At 39.6% G+C, this 16,883-nt stretch carries 20 protein-coding genes; 9 read left to right on the top strand and 11 right to left on the bottom strand.

Annotation, left to right across the window (positions count from 1 at the left end; all coding sequences use genetic code 11):
- The first annotated feature begins 28 nt into the window (after window positions 1-28).
- Entirely contained in the window at window positions 29-265 is a 237-nt protein-coding gene (locus PBF_RS06455) for a glutaredoxin family protein (RefSeq protein ID WP_035328562.1), read from the top strand.
- A gap of 38 nt (window positions 266-303) precedes the next feature.
- Here the strand turns inward: PBF_RS06455 and PBF_RS06450 are convergent, their stop codons facing one another.
- From PBF_RS06450 to PBF_RS06440, 3 genes are all read right to left on the bottom strand, one after another.
- Entirely contained in the window at window positions 304-1,005 is a 702-nt protein-coding gene (locus PBF_RS06450) for a DUF3993 domain-containing protein (protein WP_035328559.1), read from the bottom strand.
- Window positions 1,006-1,263: 258 nt separating this feature from the next.
- A complete protein-coding gene (locus tag PBF_RS06445; RefSeq protein ID WP_035328557.1) occupies window positions 1,264-1,503 on the bottom strand; it encodes a hypothetical protein in 240 nt (79 codons plus the stop codon).
- Between the two features lie 75 nt (window positions 1,504-1,578).
- Entirely contained in the window at window positions 1,579-2,793 is a 1,215-nt protein-coding gene (locus PBF_RS06440) for an EAL domain-containing protein (RefSeq protein WP_035328554.1), read from the bottom strand.
- 197 nt (window positions 2,794-2,990) lie between these two features.
- Between PBF_RS06440 and PBF_RS06435 the strand changes: the two genes are divergently transcribed.
- Complete coding sequence (locus PBF_RS06435) at window positions 2,991-3,773, top strand: C39 family peptidase (protein WP_035328553.1); 783 nt, start codon at window positions 2,991-2,993, stop codon at window positions 3,771-3,773.
- A gap of 45 nt (window positions 3,774-3,818) precedes the next feature.
- Here PBF_RS06435 and fadH read toward each other — a convergent pair whose 3' ends face one another.
- The gene (fadH, locus tag PBF_RS06430; protein WP_035328551.1) at window positions 3,819-4,583 is read right to left on the bottom strand and encodes a 2,4-dienoyl-CoA reductase; all 765 of its coding nucleotides are present in this window, start codon (window positions 4,581-4,583) and stop codon (window positions 3,819-3,821) included.
- A 532-nt stretch (window positions 4,584-5,115) separates the two neighbouring features.
- Here fadH and PBF_RS06420 point away from each other — a divergent pair.
- From PBF_RS06420 to PBF_RS06400, 5 genes are all read left to right on the top strand, one after another.
- The gene (locus PBF_RS06420) at window positions 5,116-5,991 is read left to right on the top strand and encodes a metallophosphoesterase (protein ID WP_035328546.1); all 876 of its coding nucleotides are present in this window, start codon (window positions 5,116-5,118) and stop codon (window positions 5,989-5,991) included.
- Window positions 5,992-6,119: 128 nt separating this feature from the next.
- A complete protein-coding gene (locus PBF_RS06415; protein ID WP_035329104.1) occupies window positions 6,120-6,617 on the top strand; it encodes a L,D-transpeptidase family protein in 498 nt (165 codons plus the stop codon).
- A gap of 130 nt (window positions 6,618-6,747) precedes the next feature.
- Entirely contained in the window at window positions 6,748-7,356 is a 609-nt protein-coding gene (locus tag PBF_RS06410; RefSeq protein ID WP_035328544.1) for a PadR family transcriptional regulator, read from the top strand.
- A complete protein-coding gene (locus PBF_RS06405; protein ID WP_035328542.1) occupies window positions 7,353-8,633 on the top strand; it encodes an MFS transporter in 1,281 nt (426 codons plus the stop codon). The genes PBF_RS06410 and PBF_RS06405 overlap by 4 nt, the downstream gene beginning before the upstream one ends.
- Window positions 8,634-8,729: 96 nt before the next feature.
- On the top strand, window positions 8,730-9,197 hold the full coding sequence (locus PBF_RS06400) for a YkyB family protein (RefSeq protein WP_035328539.1): 468 nt from the start codon (window positions 8,730-8,732) through the stop codon (window positions 9,195-9,197).
- 227 nt (window positions 9,198-9,424) lie between these two features.
- Here PBF_RS06400 and PBF_RS06395 read toward each other — a convergent pair whose 3' ends face one another.
- From PBF_RS06395 to PBF_RS06375, 4 genes are all read right to left on the bottom strand, one after another.
- Window positions 9,425-10,330: a chemotaxis protein gene (locus PBF_RS06395; protein ID WP_035328536.1), complete on the bottom strand. Its 906-nt coding sequence runs from the start codon at window positions 10,328-10,330 to the stop codon at window positions 9,425-9,427.
- A gap of 261 nt (window positions 10,331-10,591) precedes the next feature.
- On the bottom strand, window positions 10,592-11,911 hold the full coding sequence (locus PBF_RS06385) for an MFS transporter (RefSeq protein ID WP_035328531.1): 1,320 nt from the start codon (window positions 11,909-11,911) through the stop codon (window positions 10,592-10,594).
- A 46-nt stretch (window positions 11,912-11,957) separates the two neighbouring features.
- Window positions 11,958-12,422, bottom strand: a complete 465-nt coding sequence (locus tag PBF_RS06380) for a DinB family protein (RefSeq protein WP_035328529.1) — start codon at window positions 12,420-12,422, stop codon at window positions 11,958-11,960.
- Window positions 12,423-12,530: 108 nt separating this feature from the next.
- On the bottom strand, window positions 12,531-13,061 hold the full coding sequence (locus tag PBF_RS06375) for an RDD family protein (protein ID WP_035328527.1): 531 nt from the start codon (window positions 13,059-13,061) through the stop codon (window positions 12,531-12,533).
- Between the two features lie 278 nt (window positions 13,062-13,339).
- Between PBF_RS06375 and PBF_RS06370 the strand changes: the two genes are divergently transcribed.
- Both PBF_RS06370 and PBF_RS06365 read left to right on the top strand, forming a co-directional pair.
- The gene (locus PBF_RS06370; protein ID WP_035328525.1) at window positions 13,340-13,543 is read left to right on the top strand and encodes a hypothetical protein; all 204 of its coding nucleotides are present in this window, start codon (window positions 13,340-13,342) and stop codon (window positions 13,541-13,543) included.
- A 109-nt stretch (window positions 13,544-13,652) separates the two neighbouring features.
- Entirely contained in the window at window positions 13,653-14,804 is a 1,152-nt protein-coding gene (locus tag PBF_RS06365) for an aminotransferase A (RefSeq protein ID WP_035328523.1), read from the top strand.
- A 114-nt stretch (window positions 14,805-14,918) separates the two neighbouring features.
- Here the strand turns inward: PBF_RS06365 and PBF_RS06360 are convergent, their stop codons facing one another.
- From PBF_RS06360 to PBF_RS06350, 3 genes are all read right to left on the bottom strand, one after another.
- Entirely contained in the window at window positions 14,919-15,098 is a 180-nt protein-coding gene (locus PBF_RS06360; protein WP_035328519.1) for a hypothetical protein, read from the bottom strand.
- A gap of 74 nt (window positions 15,099-15,172) precedes the next feature.
- A complete protein-coding gene (locus tag PBF_RS06355; protein WP_035328517.1) occupies window positions 15,173-16,051 on the bottom strand; it encodes an NAD(P)-dependent oxidoreductase in 879 nt (292 codons plus the stop codon).
- A gap of 193 nt (window positions 16,052-16,244) precedes the next feature.
- Window positions 16,245-16,706, bottom strand: a complete 462-nt coding sequence (locus PBF_RS06350) for a hypothetical protein (protein WP_035328515.1) — start codon at window positions 16,704-16,706, stop codon at window positions 16,245-16,247.
- Window positions 16,707-16,883: the final 177 nt, after the last annotated feature.

The raw sequence follows: 16,883 nt of genomic DNA, 5'->3' as shown, positions 1-16,883 counted from the left end.
GTAACAAAAGGCCGGGAGGATGCTAACATTGAAAGAGATTGTTTTATATACACAGCCGGATTGTCCGCCCTGTGAAATTACGAAGATGTTTTTAAATGAGAATGGATATACCTATACAATTAAAGACATAAAAAAAGATGCCGCTGCACATAAAGAGCTGACCAAGCAGTTTAGCTCCTTTTCCACGCCAACGGTGGTCATCGGGGACACCGTCATAAGGGGATTTGACCTGGAAAAACTAAGAACAGCACTGGGAAAGGAATAAAAAAAGAGCTTAAAAGCCCTTTAAGCTTTTAAGCTCTTCTAATTGGCTGCCAGCTGTCCGTTCAGCTCCTGCTGTTCAACTAAACCAATTAAACCTCCATTATCCGTTAAGAACAGGCTTCCTGAACGAAACATGGCTTGGAATGGATTTAACAGGAATCCGAATTGATAGGAAGGATTGTTTAGCCAATTTGTTTCAGGTGCCTTAAAAGAGGTTTGTTTTGCCGCTTCTTGCCCGCCATCAGCTTTGTTTATTATTTTCCCGGGAATATTTTCACCCAGGAATTTGGCGACTTTCATTTTCCCTCCTTGTTCTGCCAGCAAGATTCCCTCATAGTGGCTATCATAACCTACAGGTCCTTCATGGTTTTCCGGAAAATATTCATACACATAAACTTTACCGTTATCTTCAACAATTTGGGTATTATCCGAATAGGTGAAAAACGGAATGTAGTATGGGGCTGCATCTCCTCCAAGGGTAAAGTATTTGCCATTTTCTGAAACAAGGTTTTCTTTCAGAAACTGATTTTTAGCTTCTTCAGAAAAATATGGGGCAAGCACTTCTTCGACTTCGTTCATGCTTCGCTCTTCCCCGCTAAGCTCAACCTGTGCCTGAAAGGCATTCTGCAGGAATTCGTATACCTTTTCTTTATTCGTATTTCTCTCAGCATAAGTATGAGAAGGAATAGCTGCGATCATGACTGCAATTGTGATAATAATTCCTGTTATGTGCTTGTACATTCCACTCTCCCTTTCTATATCCATCACTTAGTTTGCACCCTCAATTTTACCAGTAAATAAATCTTCTGATGCCTGCATTCGTTCCCGAAATTCTCTTATGTTTTGACAGGAAAATTCTTTTCTTGTTAAGAATCTACCCGTATTGACAAAGAATTAACGCAGAAGACGGAAAAGCACATATATAATATAGATGTAAATATTGTCAATTGATCAAGTTTATAAAAAACGTCAAAAAAAAGACCCTCCAGTGAAGGGCCTTTACCAAGTCCATGTAAGTGCAAAATAAGTAATCATTACAAGAAGAATTCCAAAGCAAATGGCATATGTCAAAAAAATTGGATTCCTGATATATGCATGCTTTTGAACATTATCCGGCAGTTCTGCATCGATATCGCCCTTTACTGCCTTTCTTTCTTTTCCAATAAACAAAGTGTAAACTAGGGAATAAACAAGTATCCCAATTCCGATCAGTAGTATGATCAATGTGTAAATGCTCATGATTAATCTCTCCTTGAGGAAAGTTCTACACTTACATTCCCTCAAATCAAGAGTGATTATACTTAAAATTTTATCTTATAATAATCCATCATGCTCATATAAAAACTCGTATGATAAATCCACAAATAAGTAATCACTGGAATTAAGCGGGAAGGAAAACGTCCTTATGGTTTCACCTGTCTCAATATCGGTATATAAATCAGAGAGAATTCCCTTCTTATTTATTCGCATTTTCATTATATTTTCAAGGAAATACGGCCGCCAGCTCCAATTTTTATGAAGATATTCATTTTGGGTTAGCCATCCTCCCTCCCGTTTGAAGTAATTTGCAGATTTCTGAAATCCGTCTTCATCGCATATATAAAGGCGAAAAGCTGCCCCGTCCAACAGGAGAGCGATCTGCTCCAAAGTTTCTTCATATACAGAAACCTTTTTATTTTTATTTACAAAATCCATCAGCATGTCATTGAACTCAAGTGTAACCTGATACAATGACTCCAGTTTTTTCTTTTCATGCACCATAAACCTGTGGCATTCATTTCGTAATTTTTCCTTTAAAATATCTCTGTCAGGGAAATTTTCTGCAGGTTTTTGCAAATAATAGCCCTGATAGTAACGGCCACCATTTTTCCATGCATACTGAAGCTGGTAAACCATTTCAATATTTTCAAAAAGCAAGCTCGCTCCAATTTTCCTGGCAAGCATGGATAAAGAATAGAGGATATCATTAAAATTATAAGCAGATGCATTTGATTTCATGGACTCAAGATCCACTTTTAAAATGTCAGGAGCCAATTGTCCGATCCGATCGAGATGACTGCTTTCATTTCCAAGTTTATCAATCGCTAGCTTGATTCCATATGTCCTGTAATAATTTAAAAGATGATCCAGGTGGTCAATATCGCCTTTGTAATTCCTTTCGGTAATTTCCAATACAATCCGGTCAAGGCTTATGCCTTTTTTTTCATATTCCTGGAGGGTATTTAAAAATTGTTCCCCATCATTATACATGAGCAAGTCAGCATCTCTATTTATAAAAATCAGAACATCTTTATCAAGATGCTGCGCCTTGCCTAAAGCTTTCTTTAATACTTCATAATCCACCTCAATCCGGTATTCTTCAGGAACATTCTCATCGTGGAAGAATGGCCCCAGACTGACAGTCCCATCAGAACCTTTATATCGTCCTAATACCTCATAACCAATGACACGATGCTCATCTGCACTGAATATTGGCTGGAAATAAGGAAATACATTATCCAAATCTGTAAGGATATCCAATGCATCCATGTCCTAGCCTCCCTATGTAAATAAAGTGAAACTGCGATTAATGAGTTATTATACCATATTCGCTTAAAACTTTTACTATTCAAAATATAGCTTCCACTTCTTGATGAAACATGATTGTTTGGCAAAAGCTTTGCATCATATTGCCGTGTTATACTCCACAAGCTAATATCAGGACATCAAAAGAAAGAGGGTATTACATGAGGAAGCTCCTATTTATATCCCTTCTTATTCCTTTGCTTGGCTGCGGACATTCAGAACCGGCCAGTCCTGTACAAGAGACTGACATGAATTCAAAAGAGCTGACTGCCCAAATACCAGTCAAAGCAAAGAAGGATCAGCAGAAAGTAACAGCCCGACATACGGAAGACGCTGAGGCTGTTAAAAAAACATCTGTCATCATTGATGTTCCACTAATCAGACAAAATCCTGAATTGAAGTATGGATGTGAAGTAACCAGCCTGACAATGGTTCTGCAGCATGCAGGTGTCCAAGTCGGGAAAATGGAATTGTACAATGAAGTAAAAAAAGATAATGATCCGCTGATACTCTCAAAAGGTGATATTTTAAAATGGGGTAATCCTGAAGAAGGATTTGTGGGAGATATGACAGGGAGAAATGCCGGATACGCAGTTTTTGATAAGCCAATTGAAGAATTGGTGAATAAATACCTGCCTGGAAGAGCCGTTAATTTAACCGGCCGGGATTTTAATGAAGTTCTCATGCATGTTTCCAAAGGATATCCTGCTGTCGTCTGGACCACAGGAGATTACAGGCTTCCTGACCGCTGGGAATCCTGGACTCACTCCGGCAAAACCATTAAAACTCCATTGGATCTTCATGCAGTCGTATTGGCAGGGTATGATGATCAGTTTGTTTTTCTTAACGACCCACTATCAGGGAAAAAAAAGGTGAAGGTTTCAAAAGAACGATTTATCTCATCATGGAAAGCTTTGCAGTCGAGAGCTGTAAGCTATCAATAGTCTATGTCAGCCGGCTGAAAACCATTCAGCCGGCTTTTTCATGCATTAAAACGGAAACTGGTTCAGCCACTGGCCGCCATCCATTGTGATGCACTCCCCATTAATATAACCTGCATGCTCTGAGAAAAGAAAGAAGGCTAATTCAGCAATTTCCTCAGGCTTTCCGAGCCTGCCAAGCGGTACACTTTGAAGAGTCCTTTTTGCAGCTTCCTCCGATTCCCAAAGCCTGTCAGCCCCTCCTGTCCTTTCAATCGGGCCTGGAGCTATAGCATTTACCCTTATGCCGTATTTTCTTCCCCATTCGACAGCCAATGTTCTTGTCATGGATAATACCCCTGCTTTTGCGGCAGCCGAGTGTATGACTCCCGCTCCGGCGTCCCATGCATATGTAGCCACCATATTGATTATGCTTCCCTTAATCCCCTTTTCAATCCAGTATTTACCTACTTCGCTCGAACAATAAAAGGTTCCATTCAGGACAATATTAATAACAGAATTCCATCCATTTGCACTCAAGTGCTCTGCAGGACATATAAAATTACCTGCAGCATTATTAACAAGGAAATCAACCTGCCCAAATGTACTCAGTGTTTCATTAAGCATATGTTTAACATGTTCAATCTCACGGACATCCATTTGAATGGTCAAAACTTGTCCTTTAGATGTTTCAATTTCAGCTTTGGCTGTCTCGAGGCGTTCCGGGTTTCTTCCTGTTATCACCACATTGGCACCAGCTTCAGCAAACCGCTTTGCCATATACTTCCCCATGCCGCTGGAACCGCCAGTAACAATGACTGTTTTATTCTTCATCCTAATTCCCCTCTCAAAAATGAATAGTCATTCATTTACATTTTACCATTAAATATAGAATTTTCGAATTATTATTTATAAATAAATTAATTTGGCTTTTTTCGTATATATTATTGGTTTCCATCTTTCAATGCTGTCCGTGGATTTCCACTCCAGGGTGCTCGCTTTCCGCGGGGCAGGCGGTGAGCATCCCCGACGCTCCGCGTCTGCGGGGTCTCACCTGTCCCGCTACTCCCGCAGTACTTGAATAAGTATCCTCGAATAAACACCGCACGAAGGAAATGCGGCAGCATTTTCGAGGATCTCTCACCTTCCGTTCCAATCAACTCAGTAAATAAGATACTAAAAAGCAGCAAGCCTTGCGAAAACAGCCATTTCTTTAAAGGAAAATGAAGGATAAAAAACAAGCATAGTTAATTCTTCTTTTTAATAGGATAGTTTGATAGTATTAAAGATACTGTAATGAGAAGGCTATTATCTCTCTTCTCATGCGGACCCAGAAAAAATTTTTAAAGATAGGTTGGTATGCCCAATGCCGGAAAAAGTGTCCAGAAGATCTTTTTTAAAAAGAACTCTCGGCTTTTTTGCTGCTGTGTTTGGTATTAGTGCAGGCGGCTATTATTATGCACGGGATATAGAGCCTAGGCTCCTGGAAATCACAAACTTCAAAATATCTGACAGCGCAATTCCCCTAGCGTTCAATAATAAAAAAATAATCCAATTCAGCGACACCCATTTAGGATTTCATTATGACCTGAAACAGCTGGAAGAATTGATTGAAAAGATAAACAGCCAGAAGCCTGACATTGTTTTCTTTACAGGTGACCTGATGGATGAACCTAATAAATTTCAGGAAGCAGACCAAATTGCACCGCTCCTGAAAAGAATTCAGGCACCGCTCGGAAGATTTGCTATTTATGGGAATCATGATCACGGGGGCTATGGTTCAGATATCTATAAATCTATTATGGAAGATTCAGGCTTTACTCTTTTGCTGAATGAAAATCGAAAACTCGAACTATCCGGAAGCAGCATCGGGATTATCGGCATTGACGATGCCATGCTCGGAAGGCCGGACATAAAGCTGGCCAGCGAAAACATGGACGGGGCATCATATAACATTTTATTGTCCCACGCACCGGATTTAGCAGATGCAGCCTCAGCCTTCAGCATAAATCTGCAGTTGAGCGGCCATAGTCATGGCGGCCAAATAAAAATCCCGTTCTTTGGAGCCTTAGTTAAACCTCCACATGCTGAAAGATACCATGAAGGCTTCTATGAAATTGGCAGTCAAAATCCTTTAACTCTTTATGTAAACAGAGGGCTTGGTACAACCCGGCTGCCCTTCCGCTTTTTATCCAGACCTGAACTCACGGTGTTTACCCTGCAATCAGACAGCGGCAAGTAAAGGGAAAGCAAATCATTGCAGAATTCACTTTTTTTTGCAGCTTTCAGGACATAATTTAAGCAATGAGTTACAAGATAATTTTCTCAGGCATATATTTGAATATACCTTTTCAGAAAGAGGTGGCTGCTATTTACCATACAGTAAAGCCTGGAGAAACAATGTCTGTTATCTCGCAAAATTACCGGCGGCCTTTAAACGAGCTTCTGGAGGCAAATCCAGCCATAGTAAATCCAGGACTGATTTATCCCGGCCAGCGAATAGTCATACCAGGACTTCCCGAACCGGATTCGATTCCATATACAATCATAGTTTCAAGAGGCAAAAAAACCTTAACTCTTTTATCTAACGGTGCCGTACAAAGAGTCTACCCCATTGCGGTCGGAAAATTGCTGACGCAGACGCCAATTGGAGAGTTTGTAATTGTGAACAGAGAACCTAATCCCGGCGGTCCATATGGGGTTATGTGGCTTTCCCTGTCAAAGTACGGCTACGGAATTCACGGAACCAACAACCCTTCCTCAATTGGCCAATCTGTTTCCAAAGGCTGTATACGAATGTATAACCAGGATGTCCTCAAATTGGCACGCATAGTACCAAATGGAACAAGGGTAATAATACAGCCATAGAGAATATCGTCCCTTAACAAACTTTCGCTAAAAAAATAGCGAAAGTTTTTTATTTTTTTGTTGATTTATTTGTTCATACAACATATCATATTGATATATCATCATGATACATTGAAAGGAGTGATATTATTTGTCAATAGAACATACCATCCTAGCTGTACTAAGCTTCTGGCCCAGCACGGGATATAATATCAAATCTGAATTTGAACACAAAGCTGCTGGCCTATATTGGGGAATGAGCTATGGGAGCATATACCCGAAATTAAAAAAGCTTGAGGCAGAAGGATTTATCTATGCAATCGAACAGGAAGATGATGGAAGAAGAAAAAAAATGTATGAGCTTACTGCTAAAGGCTGGAAAGAGTTTGAAAATTGGCTGAAGACACCTCCTTCTTTCCCCGTTATTAAAGATGAACTGCTTATGAAAATGTCAACCTGGCATGAAGATATGGATAATGAAGTGTTAATCAGCCATTTATTAAAAAGAAAAGAAGAAGCTTCTGATATTCTTAAATTCGTAAAAGAGTGGCCGAGAAATGGATATTCATATGTCAGCAAGCTTGGCACCCTCTCGATCCGTTATGCAGAAATGAAGCTGGAAACAGAAATTAAATGGATCGATGAATCAATCGAAGCGCTGCAAAAAGATAATTTGCCAGTCGGCCAGGATCCTCATGGCAATACCGAAAAGCTGCTGAACAGGCGAAGGATGGCCATTGGAAAGGATGAAGGGAATTGACAGCGAAACCAGGGATTTTTAAACCGCTCAAGCTAAAATCATTTCGCGCACTTTTTGGCGCCCAGTTATTTTCCGACTTGGGGAACTGGCTTGATCTTATTGCATTGCAGGTTATTGTCGTTTATCACTGGGGTCTGGATGAAACGGCAATTGCCTCTGTCATTATAGTTCTCGGTCTTCCCTGGGTCATCATTGGCCCATTTGCAAGTGTGTTTGTGGACAGATTGCCCAAGAAAGCAGTTATGATCGTTTGCCTCCTTTTAAAAATGGTCTTTGTAGCAGGCTTATTTTACGCTCCTAACTTATACATTCTGCTATTATTTGTGTTTTTAAAAGGAACCGTATCGGCACTATATGATCCGGCAAGGCAGAGTACCATCCGGTTGATTGTACCTGAAAGCATGCTGCCTGAAGCAGTAACTTTAAGCCAGCTTTCAGTCAACACGATGAAAATTGCCGGGCCGGCATTAGGAGGAGGAATTATAGCTGTTTTTGGACCTAAGACCCCATTTCTGTTTGAAGCAGCAGGATTCTTTATAGCTCTTATTTTCCTGCTGTATCTTCCCAGCTTAAAGTCCTTTGAAGAGTCAGATAAAATAATGGCTGACGGCCAAGCAGTCAAAAGGGATTTTTGGAAAGATTTTTCTGATGGCATCAACCATATTTTTCATACTCCCCTGTTAAAGATCTCGATTATTCTTTCTTCTGCAGCGTTTTTCATTATCTTCCTTTATGATGGGTTATTTGTTTTTATTGCAAAGCAGATTGGATTTAATGAGGGGAATTTTGGACTGCTGATCAGTGCAGTGGGAGCAGGCAGTGTTGCGGGTTCACTTTTGCTGGGCCAATGGACAGGATGGAACCGAAAACCCATCCATTTTATGAGTTCGTCAGCCATATTAAGCGGCATTTTTATTGCAGCTGTTGGGCTAGGAGGCTTAGGTTTTCTAAATTTACCACAATTGGCCTGGATAATCGGTGCATGTCTTTTAGGCATCTTAGGGGCGGGAGAATCTGTTCCTTACGGCTATGTTCTTCAATCTGAAACACCAAAGCAAATGATGGGCAGAGTTTCTGCTGCCGCCATGTCCCTGCAGACTTTTTCTATGCTTATAGCACCTGCAGCTGGAGCTCTTCTTGCAAAACAGCTGGGTGCCTCTTTTGTTATGATTGGCGCAGGTATAGCAACAACATTATTAGGTTCAACAATGCTGATGGTTATATGGAAAAAATCAAGATCCTTCCAACCTATAAGCAGAAAGCAGCTGGATGGATAAGTCTTTGTAATAAAAGCCCTATCCTAAGTTGGTTTTATTGACTAAAAAGGGTATAATATGTTTATACCCCTTTATAATTTGAAAGGAGATTGGAAATTGAATTCTGATAAGAAACAATATCCCCATCTGCAGCCAACGGTTGAAAACCTCTCTCAAGCCATCTTCACCGTTAACCGCCATGCAAAGACAGCACCAAGCCCTAAATTTTTGTATAAATTGAAGCACGATGCCCTTCAAAAGTTAATTAAAGAAGGAAAAGCCCAGAAAGCAGGCCTTCACTATTCCGGCAATCCAAAAAACAGCCAGCAGCAGTCAGATGTTCTTGTAAAGTGCGGGAAATATTCTTTCCATCTCCCGCCCTCTAAAGAGGATTTTTCTGAGCTTCCCCATTTAGGCAAGCTGGATTCCTTCGTCAGAAATCCTAAGTCCTCCTTATCACTTAATGCAGCGAAAAAATTGCTAATGTCATATACAGGACTAAAAGAGCTTAATAGCCCGCCGGAAGAAAAAAAACAGCGTTATCAAAAGCCTGTATTTAAGAAATTAGGAGAAAGTTACTTTTAATCCAGGAAAAGTGCATGTGCCTGCTTACCCTTGACAAGCTTAAAACGTGACTCACAGAAAGGCGTCCTTATCCTTTTTTGAAGGACTGCCCAGGAGCGGAAACCAGACAAGCTTGTGACCTCTAAGCGGCAGGCGCATGAGCTGGCAAGTTATCAATGTTTAAAGTTATACTTTCACTCTTAATACCAAAAAGCTGGAATGAAAATTCCAGCTTTTTTGGTTATGCCCTATAACGCATGCTGATCAATTAATAGCACTAATTCTGCAATTTCAGGCTTGCTCACCTGCGCATCTGCTCCAACCATCTGTCCTTTATGGCGAAGATCTTCGGTAATCAATGAAGAAAAAATGATTACCGGGATTTCTGCAAGCATCGGATGATCTTTCACCTTTTTTGTGAGATGGTGCCCGTCCATTTGCGGCATTTCGATATCAGTGATCATGAGTTGCACTTCATCAGTGACATTCCCTCCGGACTCTGCTAAAGAGTGCAGATATTCATAAGCCTCATATCCGTTCTCAAAAAATTCAATCCGGGAAAAGCCAGCTTCATTCAATGTATCGTTCAAAAGCTTTCTTAATAAAGGAGAATCCTCTGCAATAATCAGCTTCTTATCAGATCTTTCACGCTTTCCAAGTTTTTTCACCTTCTGGATGCTGATTCCTGAATCAGGATTAATTTCAGTGACCATTTTTTCAAAATCAAGGAGGAGTACCATTTCTTCACCAAGCTTAATGATTCCGATAATCTGGCTTTCCTGTCCCTGGTACATTTCAGATGGTTTTTCAATTTGGTTCCAGGAAATACGGTGGATTTTCGAAACATTATGAACATGAAAAACAATTTTCTGCTGATTAAACTCTGTCACAATAAACTTATCCTGCTGGGGGGTTTCTGATGGAGCCATATTCAATGAAGAAGCTACATCAACTACAGGAAGCACTTCACCCCTCAGTTCGATGATTCCTTCAATATTTCTATGAGAATGAGGGATAGGAGTGACCTGTACAGGGTTTATAATTTCCTTCACTTTAATCACATTAATCCCGAATTTATTCCTGCCTATCGAAAATTCAACAATTTCAAGTTCATTTGTTCCGCTTTCAAGTAAAATGCCTTTTTTCTGATCCACTTTTTTTCGCCCTTCCTTTTTCATCTGCCTATAACTAAATTCTATTTCTAAATTTGGTGCTTCAAATTATGACTCTTCCAGAAGAGTACATGTCATCTGATTCTTTTTCTCTATTAATATACCATGAATGGGTAAAATTTCTTATGAAAAATGAATATTTTATGTAAAAAGCCCCCACTTCTGCAACAGCAGCAATTAATGCTAGTACAATAAAAAGCAGGCCGATAGCGGCCTGCTTCTGGTTGCTATACAAATGTACGGTTATTCAGGAATGCTGTCTTCTTTAATTTTTGAATGAACGAGCAGTCCGATTACAGTCAAAATCATTAATGAGCCTAAAGCCAGTCTGCTGGCCAGGTTTCCGTAGCTTGCAAAAATCAGGGTAATACTTCCGTAAATGAGCGGACCAATAATGGAAGATACTTTTCCTGAAAATGCAAACAAACCAAAAAACTGTCCTCTTTTATTTTCTGGAGTCAATTCCACAATATACGTCCTTGTGGTTACCCACATGGAACCCAGGGCAACGCCAAACATGCTGCCTGCAATCCAGAACATGGCTTCATTGACAGCGCCAACTGCAATTGCCAATGCAACAAGAAGAAGGATACCAACATACTTAACCGCTTTGTTGGCCCCTTTAGCCTTGGTTACATAGCCAAATACAAAAGACCCGATTATACTGGAAACCGTGGAAACCAGATATAACAAAATGAATTTGCCAGTTGTAAAACCGACAATCGTTTTTGCATACACGGCCATCATCGCAATCGTGGTGGCTATTGCATCATTTAAGAAAAAATAAGCAATCATGAAAGTGAAAATTGATTTGTAATGTTTCATTTCTTTAAAAGTCTGCCAAACTTCCTTATAGCCTGATAAAAATGTCTGTTTTTCTTTTGCCTGGCAGGGCTTATCTTTTACAAAAATAAACAGTGGCAATGAAAACACCAGAAATAAAATAGCAGTTGGTATGAAAGATTCGTGAAAGCCGTCATCACCTACAAATATATAAACAGTCAGGCCTACAAGGGTTCCAATATAGCCCACAGCTACTCCAAAACCCGATATCAGCGGAATATCCTGCTTTGTTCCCAAGTCTGAAATCATTGCATCGTAAAACACCAGACTGGAATGGAAAAAAAACTTTGCAATTATAAAACAAATAATAACAAGTGCAAGGTAAACAGGCAGCCCCAATATTTTCCCGCTAATCTGGCTGGATGCAAAAACTCCCATTAATATCGTTGCCATGACAGTAATAAGCGTGAAGATTACTATATATTTCTTTTTTCTTCCTGTCCTGTCTATCATAACCCCGAATAATGGTGAAAAAAGGACAAGGAAAAAGCTTGCCAATGCATTAGAATAAGATATAAAAGTACTTGCAATCTGATTTAACACTTCATTCTCCCCTATTACTTCCTGCAGGTAAAAAGGAAAGAATATCGTATTAATATTGGATGAAAAAATGGTATTCGCAAAATCATAAAGTGCCCATGATACGATCGGCAGGGTCATATACAGGCGCAGGGAATTGAATTTCCCCGGTTTCTTGAGCTCCGTTTTTTCTATTTCCATGCCATCAGCTCCTTCATGTAAAAAACAGTGAGACTGTCACCGCATATTAAACCCTGATGCCGGCAGCCTGGATAATTTGCTTTTTATGGTGAATGTCATGTTCAATAAAATCAGCAAAATAATCACGCACAGTTAAGGCAGTACTTCCAATTGTAAAAGCTGTATCCAGGTTTTCTTCTGTCATCCCTTCTAGTATATGAATGAACTGTTTTCTCACTGTTAATAGTTCTTCAATAATTTCTATTTGTGCATGCTTTTGAGCATATTCTGCTGCAGCATCATTCACATATTGAAAATCAGGATAGCTCTCAAGTTCTGCGCCCTCTTTAAAAAATGGAAAACGCTTCTCAAGAGAATACCTATCCCAAAATAACAGATGGGCAACTACTGCGGCAACCGGCCATTTTCCGTCTTTAACAGGCTTTAGCCAGATTTCCTGGTCAAGCTCATTTATAGACTCAAGCCACACTGAAAAAGATTCATAGTGAGTAATAATATCTTTCTTTTGCATTTTCATCCTCCCTTTCTAAAATATATTCTGCATGCAATCGATAAATCCTTTTTAGTGCTGATCCTCAAAAAACTGTATAGCAGCTAGGCCATACAGCTTTTATTTTAGTTATTTTTTTACTACAACTGTGCTTGCTATTAAATCGTGCAGTGCCTGTTTTTTCTCTGTAAATGCAGCAATGATATAGCCGATAAGGAAAATTCCTGACAGGATGGCCATGGCCAAATATCTCCCAAGCGCTCTCCAGAAGGAAATTCGATTACCATTTAAGTCAGTCACTTTTAATCCCAGCAGTTTTTTGCCCACAGTACCCTGCCATGCGGATGCATGCAAGCCGGCAAAATAAGCAACCGCAATGACAAGATTGACAAGAACGGTTACTCCAACTGCGGCAAAATAAGATCCCATGAATGCAAGAGCTTCTGCATCAGTCATTTCTGCTTCCATATAAGATGGGTCGCTTATCATCATGTTAAAAGCGTCAGAAGTGCCAAAGAAAATCATAAATATTACGATGCTTAGAATGGTAAGCGGGATTCCAACAATAATAGAATCAATTAAATAGGCCGCAAACCTGAGCCAGAATCCGCCATATTCCTTTGCGCTTTCATAAGGCTGCTTCTCTAAAGATGTCTCCACTTAAAAACCTCCTTAAAATAATTAAGCAGGAAACTTACAAACTAAAAGTATAGTTTCCACTATCTACTAATGTTAATCTCTAAATGAATTATATTCAACTATTTGTAAAATCTTACAAAGATTTATTTTTATTAAATATATGTTAAAAACGTTTTCATCTTGACTATTCTGTGAACACTCTTCTAACACTGTAGACACTCCTTTTTACAAGGCATAAAATAAGTCTGTAAAGCAGAAAGTAAGGTTTTACATAAATAAAAAAAGAGGTGCAATCAGGTATGAAAGGTACAGCAATCCTTTACCATGATGAAAATAAAGTTACGATTCTGGAAAATGTGGAACATTCTGTCTTTGAGGAAATGAAAGATCAATGCGGCGATAAACATTGCCATTGTCATATAGAAAATAAAGTAATCGACTTTGGTGCTGTATCCCCGGTTTTATGGCATGAAGATGAAGTTGATTGGGATTACGGATACTAATTTTATTTTTGCAGGCTCTGAATAGAACTCAGTGCCTGTTTTATTTTTTACTGTTTGCCGCTGTTCCAAAGTGTTAAAATAAACAGTATGATGATGCGAGGTGAATACATTGGAACATTTAATCAACCAAAGAGTAAAGGACATAGAAATTTCCGGAATCAGAAAGTTTTTCAATATGGTTGCCGGCACCAAAGATATGATTTCTCTTACAATTGGACAGCCTGACTTCCCTACGCCGCTGCATATTAAAGAAGCAGCCAAACAGGCAATCGACGAAAACTTTACTTCCTATACACACAATGCGGGCGATATTCGATTACGTGAAGCTGCAGCTTCCTTTGTAAAAACAAAATATAACCTTACATATAACCCTGAATCTGAAGTCATTGTGACATCAGGAGCAAGTGAAGCAATTGATATTGCCTTCAGAACAATTCTGGACGAAGGATCGGAAGTAGTCCTTCCTGGTCCTGTTTATCCCGGATATGAGCCAATCATAAAGCTTTGCGGTGCAGTTCCGGTACATACTGATATCTCGAAAAACAAGTTCAGATTTACTGCTGATATAATCGCGGAACATATGAGTGAAAAAACAAGGTGCATTGTTCTTCCATACCCATCGAATCCGACTGGTGTCAGCCTGACTTTAGAGGAACTTGAGCAAATTGCAGCTCTTGTTAAAGGTAAAGATATTTTTATCCTGGCTGATGAAATTTACAGCGAACTGATCTATGATCAAACCCATCACTCAATCGCCTCCCTATTACGGGAGCAAACAGTCGTAATTAACGGCTTATCAAAATCCCATTCAATGACAGGCTGGCGCATTGGGCTTTTATTCGCTCCGGAAAATCTGACAAAGCATATCTTGAAGGTTCATCAGTATAATGTGACATGTGCAGCTTCTGTCTCCCAAATGGCTGCCCTTGAAGCGCTGACAGCCGGAATCGACGATGCCCTGCCAATGAGAAAGGAATATGCCAAGCGCCGTGACTATGTTTATGAGCGATTAGTACAAATGAATCTGGATGTAGTCAAACCTGATGGCGCTTTTTATTTTTTTATTAAAATCCCTTCTGGTTCAATGAACTCCTTTGAATTTGCCCTTTCACTTGTTGAAAAAGCAGGGGTTGCAGTAGTTCCGGGCAGTGCATTTTCCTCATATGGAGAAGGCTATTTCCGCGTTTCTTTTGCCTATTCCATGGACACATTAAAGGAAGGAATGGATCGGATCGAAAGGTATCTGAAAGTCATTAAGTGAAGCTAAATATAAATCGCTAAAGCGCCCATCCATTTTTTCCAGGATAGGCGCTTTTGTTGTATAATCAATTTCACAAATAGCAAAAAGGCAAGCTCCAGCCTGCCTTTTTTACTATTATTGCCCCTGATATTCCCCGTTGTTTTTTGACGCTTTTTCCTTTTTGGCTTTATCCTTCTGAATTTTATTCGTATCAGCACTTCCAAATTCATGAGAGAATTCAGAATCGATGACCGCAGAATCGAAGCCTTTTTTGTTCTTCTGCTGAGGATCATTTTTCTTGTTTCTTTTAGCCACCTGTCTAACCCCCTTTTTACTTTCTTTATTAGTTTGAAGTGAAAAAAGAGGGTTTATTCATAAAAAGGGGCATATCACCCTTCCCAATATTTATATAATGCCTGGGTACCGCTGTTTTCTTCTCCTTTATCAGCAAGCTCAGCATACATTTTCTTTGCGAGCGAGAGTCCCGGTGTCATCATCCCCATTGCAGCTGCTTCATCTAAGGCAATATTCATGTCTTTAATGAAATGTTTAATATAAAAGCCCGGGTCAAAGTTTCCATCAATCATTCTAGGTGCCAGATTGGATAAAGACCAGCTGCCTGCTGCTCCAGCTGATATGCTTTGAAGCACTGTTTTCGGGTCCAAACCTGCTTTTTCAGCATAAACAACCGCTTCACACACCCCAATCATATTCGATGCAATCGCAATTTGATTGCACATCTTTGTATGCTGTCCGGCTCCTGCATTTCCTTGATAAACGATATTCTTTCCGAGGAGATTGAAAATAGGTTCTACAGCCAGAAATGCGTCCCTGTCTCCTCCTGCCATTATTGAAAGCTTTGCATCCCTAGCGCCGATATCTCCGCCTGAAACAGGGGCATCGATTGCATACATGCCTATTTTGCGTGCTTCTTCATATATCCTTTTGGCCAATGTAGGTGTCGAGGTAGTCATGTCAACTAGATACGTATTTTCCCTGCCATTTGTGATAATGCCATTCTCTCCGAGATACACTTCCTCTACATCTGCCGGATAACCAACAATGGTAATAATAACATTTGCTTTATTTGCAACGGCTGAAGGAGTCGCAGCCCACTCTGCCCCATTCTCTATCAGTTCAGAGGCTTTTTCTTTGGTTCTTGTATACACGACTAATGGATAACCGGCTTTTAAGAGGTGTCCCGCCATGCTCTTGCCCATAACCCCTGTTCCTACAAACCCGATAACTGTATTTTCAGGTGAAATCATGCTACCCTCTCCCTTGAAATATCTGAATTTTTTATATTAATTCTACCATTACTTTTGTTTGAATAAAAATATTAGAATTTCCAAAAACGACAAAAGACCAGGCAAATACCTGGTCCATCCCCAATTTTATGCGCGTATTTTATACTACCCAAATCAGGTAAAAACAAAACACCTTTCATTCCATATGAATTTTTTAAAGCTGAGATGAAAAATTGTTTAAGAATGCTCTCGCTATCACTTCATCTTCATTTAAGATTTCCACGGAAACTGCATCTTCATTCACAATCATTTTTTCTATTTCGAAAACATGCAGGTCCTGTGTAAGAGGAATGGGATTCATAAAAATATAGTTCCCCTTTTCATTATTGACTTCTATATATTCCCCATCAATAATAGTGTCCTCTCCATATACAAACTCATCAGTACCGAGAGCAGCAGCCAGTTTTTCATTATGTATGGAAACTTTTACTTTGTATAATTCTTCTTCTGAAAGAATTTTACCATTGATTTTAAACCGGAACTGAAGCTCATTGTTTTTAGTCAGCAAGGCTTCAGCATGACTATTGACGATTGAATCCTGTGTATCCTGCATGCAGCCTGACAAAAACAATGCCAATATGGCGGTGAGCATTAGGCTAATGATTTTTTTATTCATGAAGAATTCCTCCTTTTTCTTTACCTTTTCCTTTACCGCCTGACAATAAACCCCAATTGTAAAACTTAATCCTGATCCTTGGAAATAACAGAAATAAACATGAAATAAAAGAAGCCCTTCTCAGGCTTCTTTAGTGCAGGACACGGCTTATAAAGGAACTTTGTTTCTCATATAAGT

The organism is Cytobacillus firmus DS1, assembly GCF_000565285.1.
Lineage (GTDB): Bacteria > Bacillota > Bacilli > Bacillales > Cytobacillaceae > Cytobacillus > Cytobacillus firmus_A.
This window is presented reverse-complemented; position numbering and strand designations above follow the sequence as displayed.

Excerpts from the sequence above, each read along its gene's own strand:
- PBF_RS06450 (WP_035328559.1), bottom strand. The coding sequence starts at position 1,005 with ATGTACAAGCACATAACAGGAATTATTATCACAATTGCAGTCATGATC.
- PBF_RS06445 (WP_035328557.1), bottom strand. The coding sequence starts at position 1,503 with ATGAGCATTTACACATTGATCATACTACTGATCGGAATTGGGATACTT.
- PBF_RS06440 (WP_035328554.1), bottom strand. The coding sequence starts at position 2,793 with ATGGATGCATTGGATATCCTTACAGATTTGGATAATGTATTTCCTTAT.
- PBF_RS06435 (WP_035328553.1), top strand. The coding sequence starts at position 2,991 with ATGAGGAAGCTCCTATTTATATCCCTTCTTATTCCTTTGCTTGGCTGC.
- fadH (WP_035328551.1), bottom strand. The coding sequence starts at position 4,583 with ATGAAGAATAAAACAGTCATTGTTACTGGCGGTTCCAGCGGCATGGGG.
- PBF_RS06420 (WP_035328546.1), top strand. The coding sequence starts at position 5,116 with ATGCCGGAAAAAGTGTCCAGAAGATCTTTTTTAAAAAGAACTCTCGGC.
- PBF_RS06385 (WP_035328531.1), bottom strand. The coding sequence starts at position 11,911 with ATGGAAATAGAAAAAACGGAGCTCAAGAAACCGGGGAAATTCAATTCC.
- PBF_RS06380 (WP_035328529.1), bottom strand. The coding sequence starts at position 12,422 with ATGCAAAAGAAAGATATTATTACTCACTATGAATCTTTTTCAGTGTGG.
- PBF_RS06370 (WP_035328525.1), top strand. The coding sequence starts at position 13,340 with ATGAAAGGTACAGCAATCCTTTACCATGATGAAAATAAAGTTACGATT.
- PBF_RS06355 (WP_035328517.1), bottom strand. The coding sequence starts at position 16,051 with ATGATTTCACCTGAAAATACAGTTATCGGGTTTGTAGGAACAGGGGTT.
- PBF_RS06350 (WP_035328515.1), bottom strand. The coding sequence starts at position 16,706 with ATGAATAAAAAAATCATTAGCCTAATGCTCACCGCCATATTGGCATTG.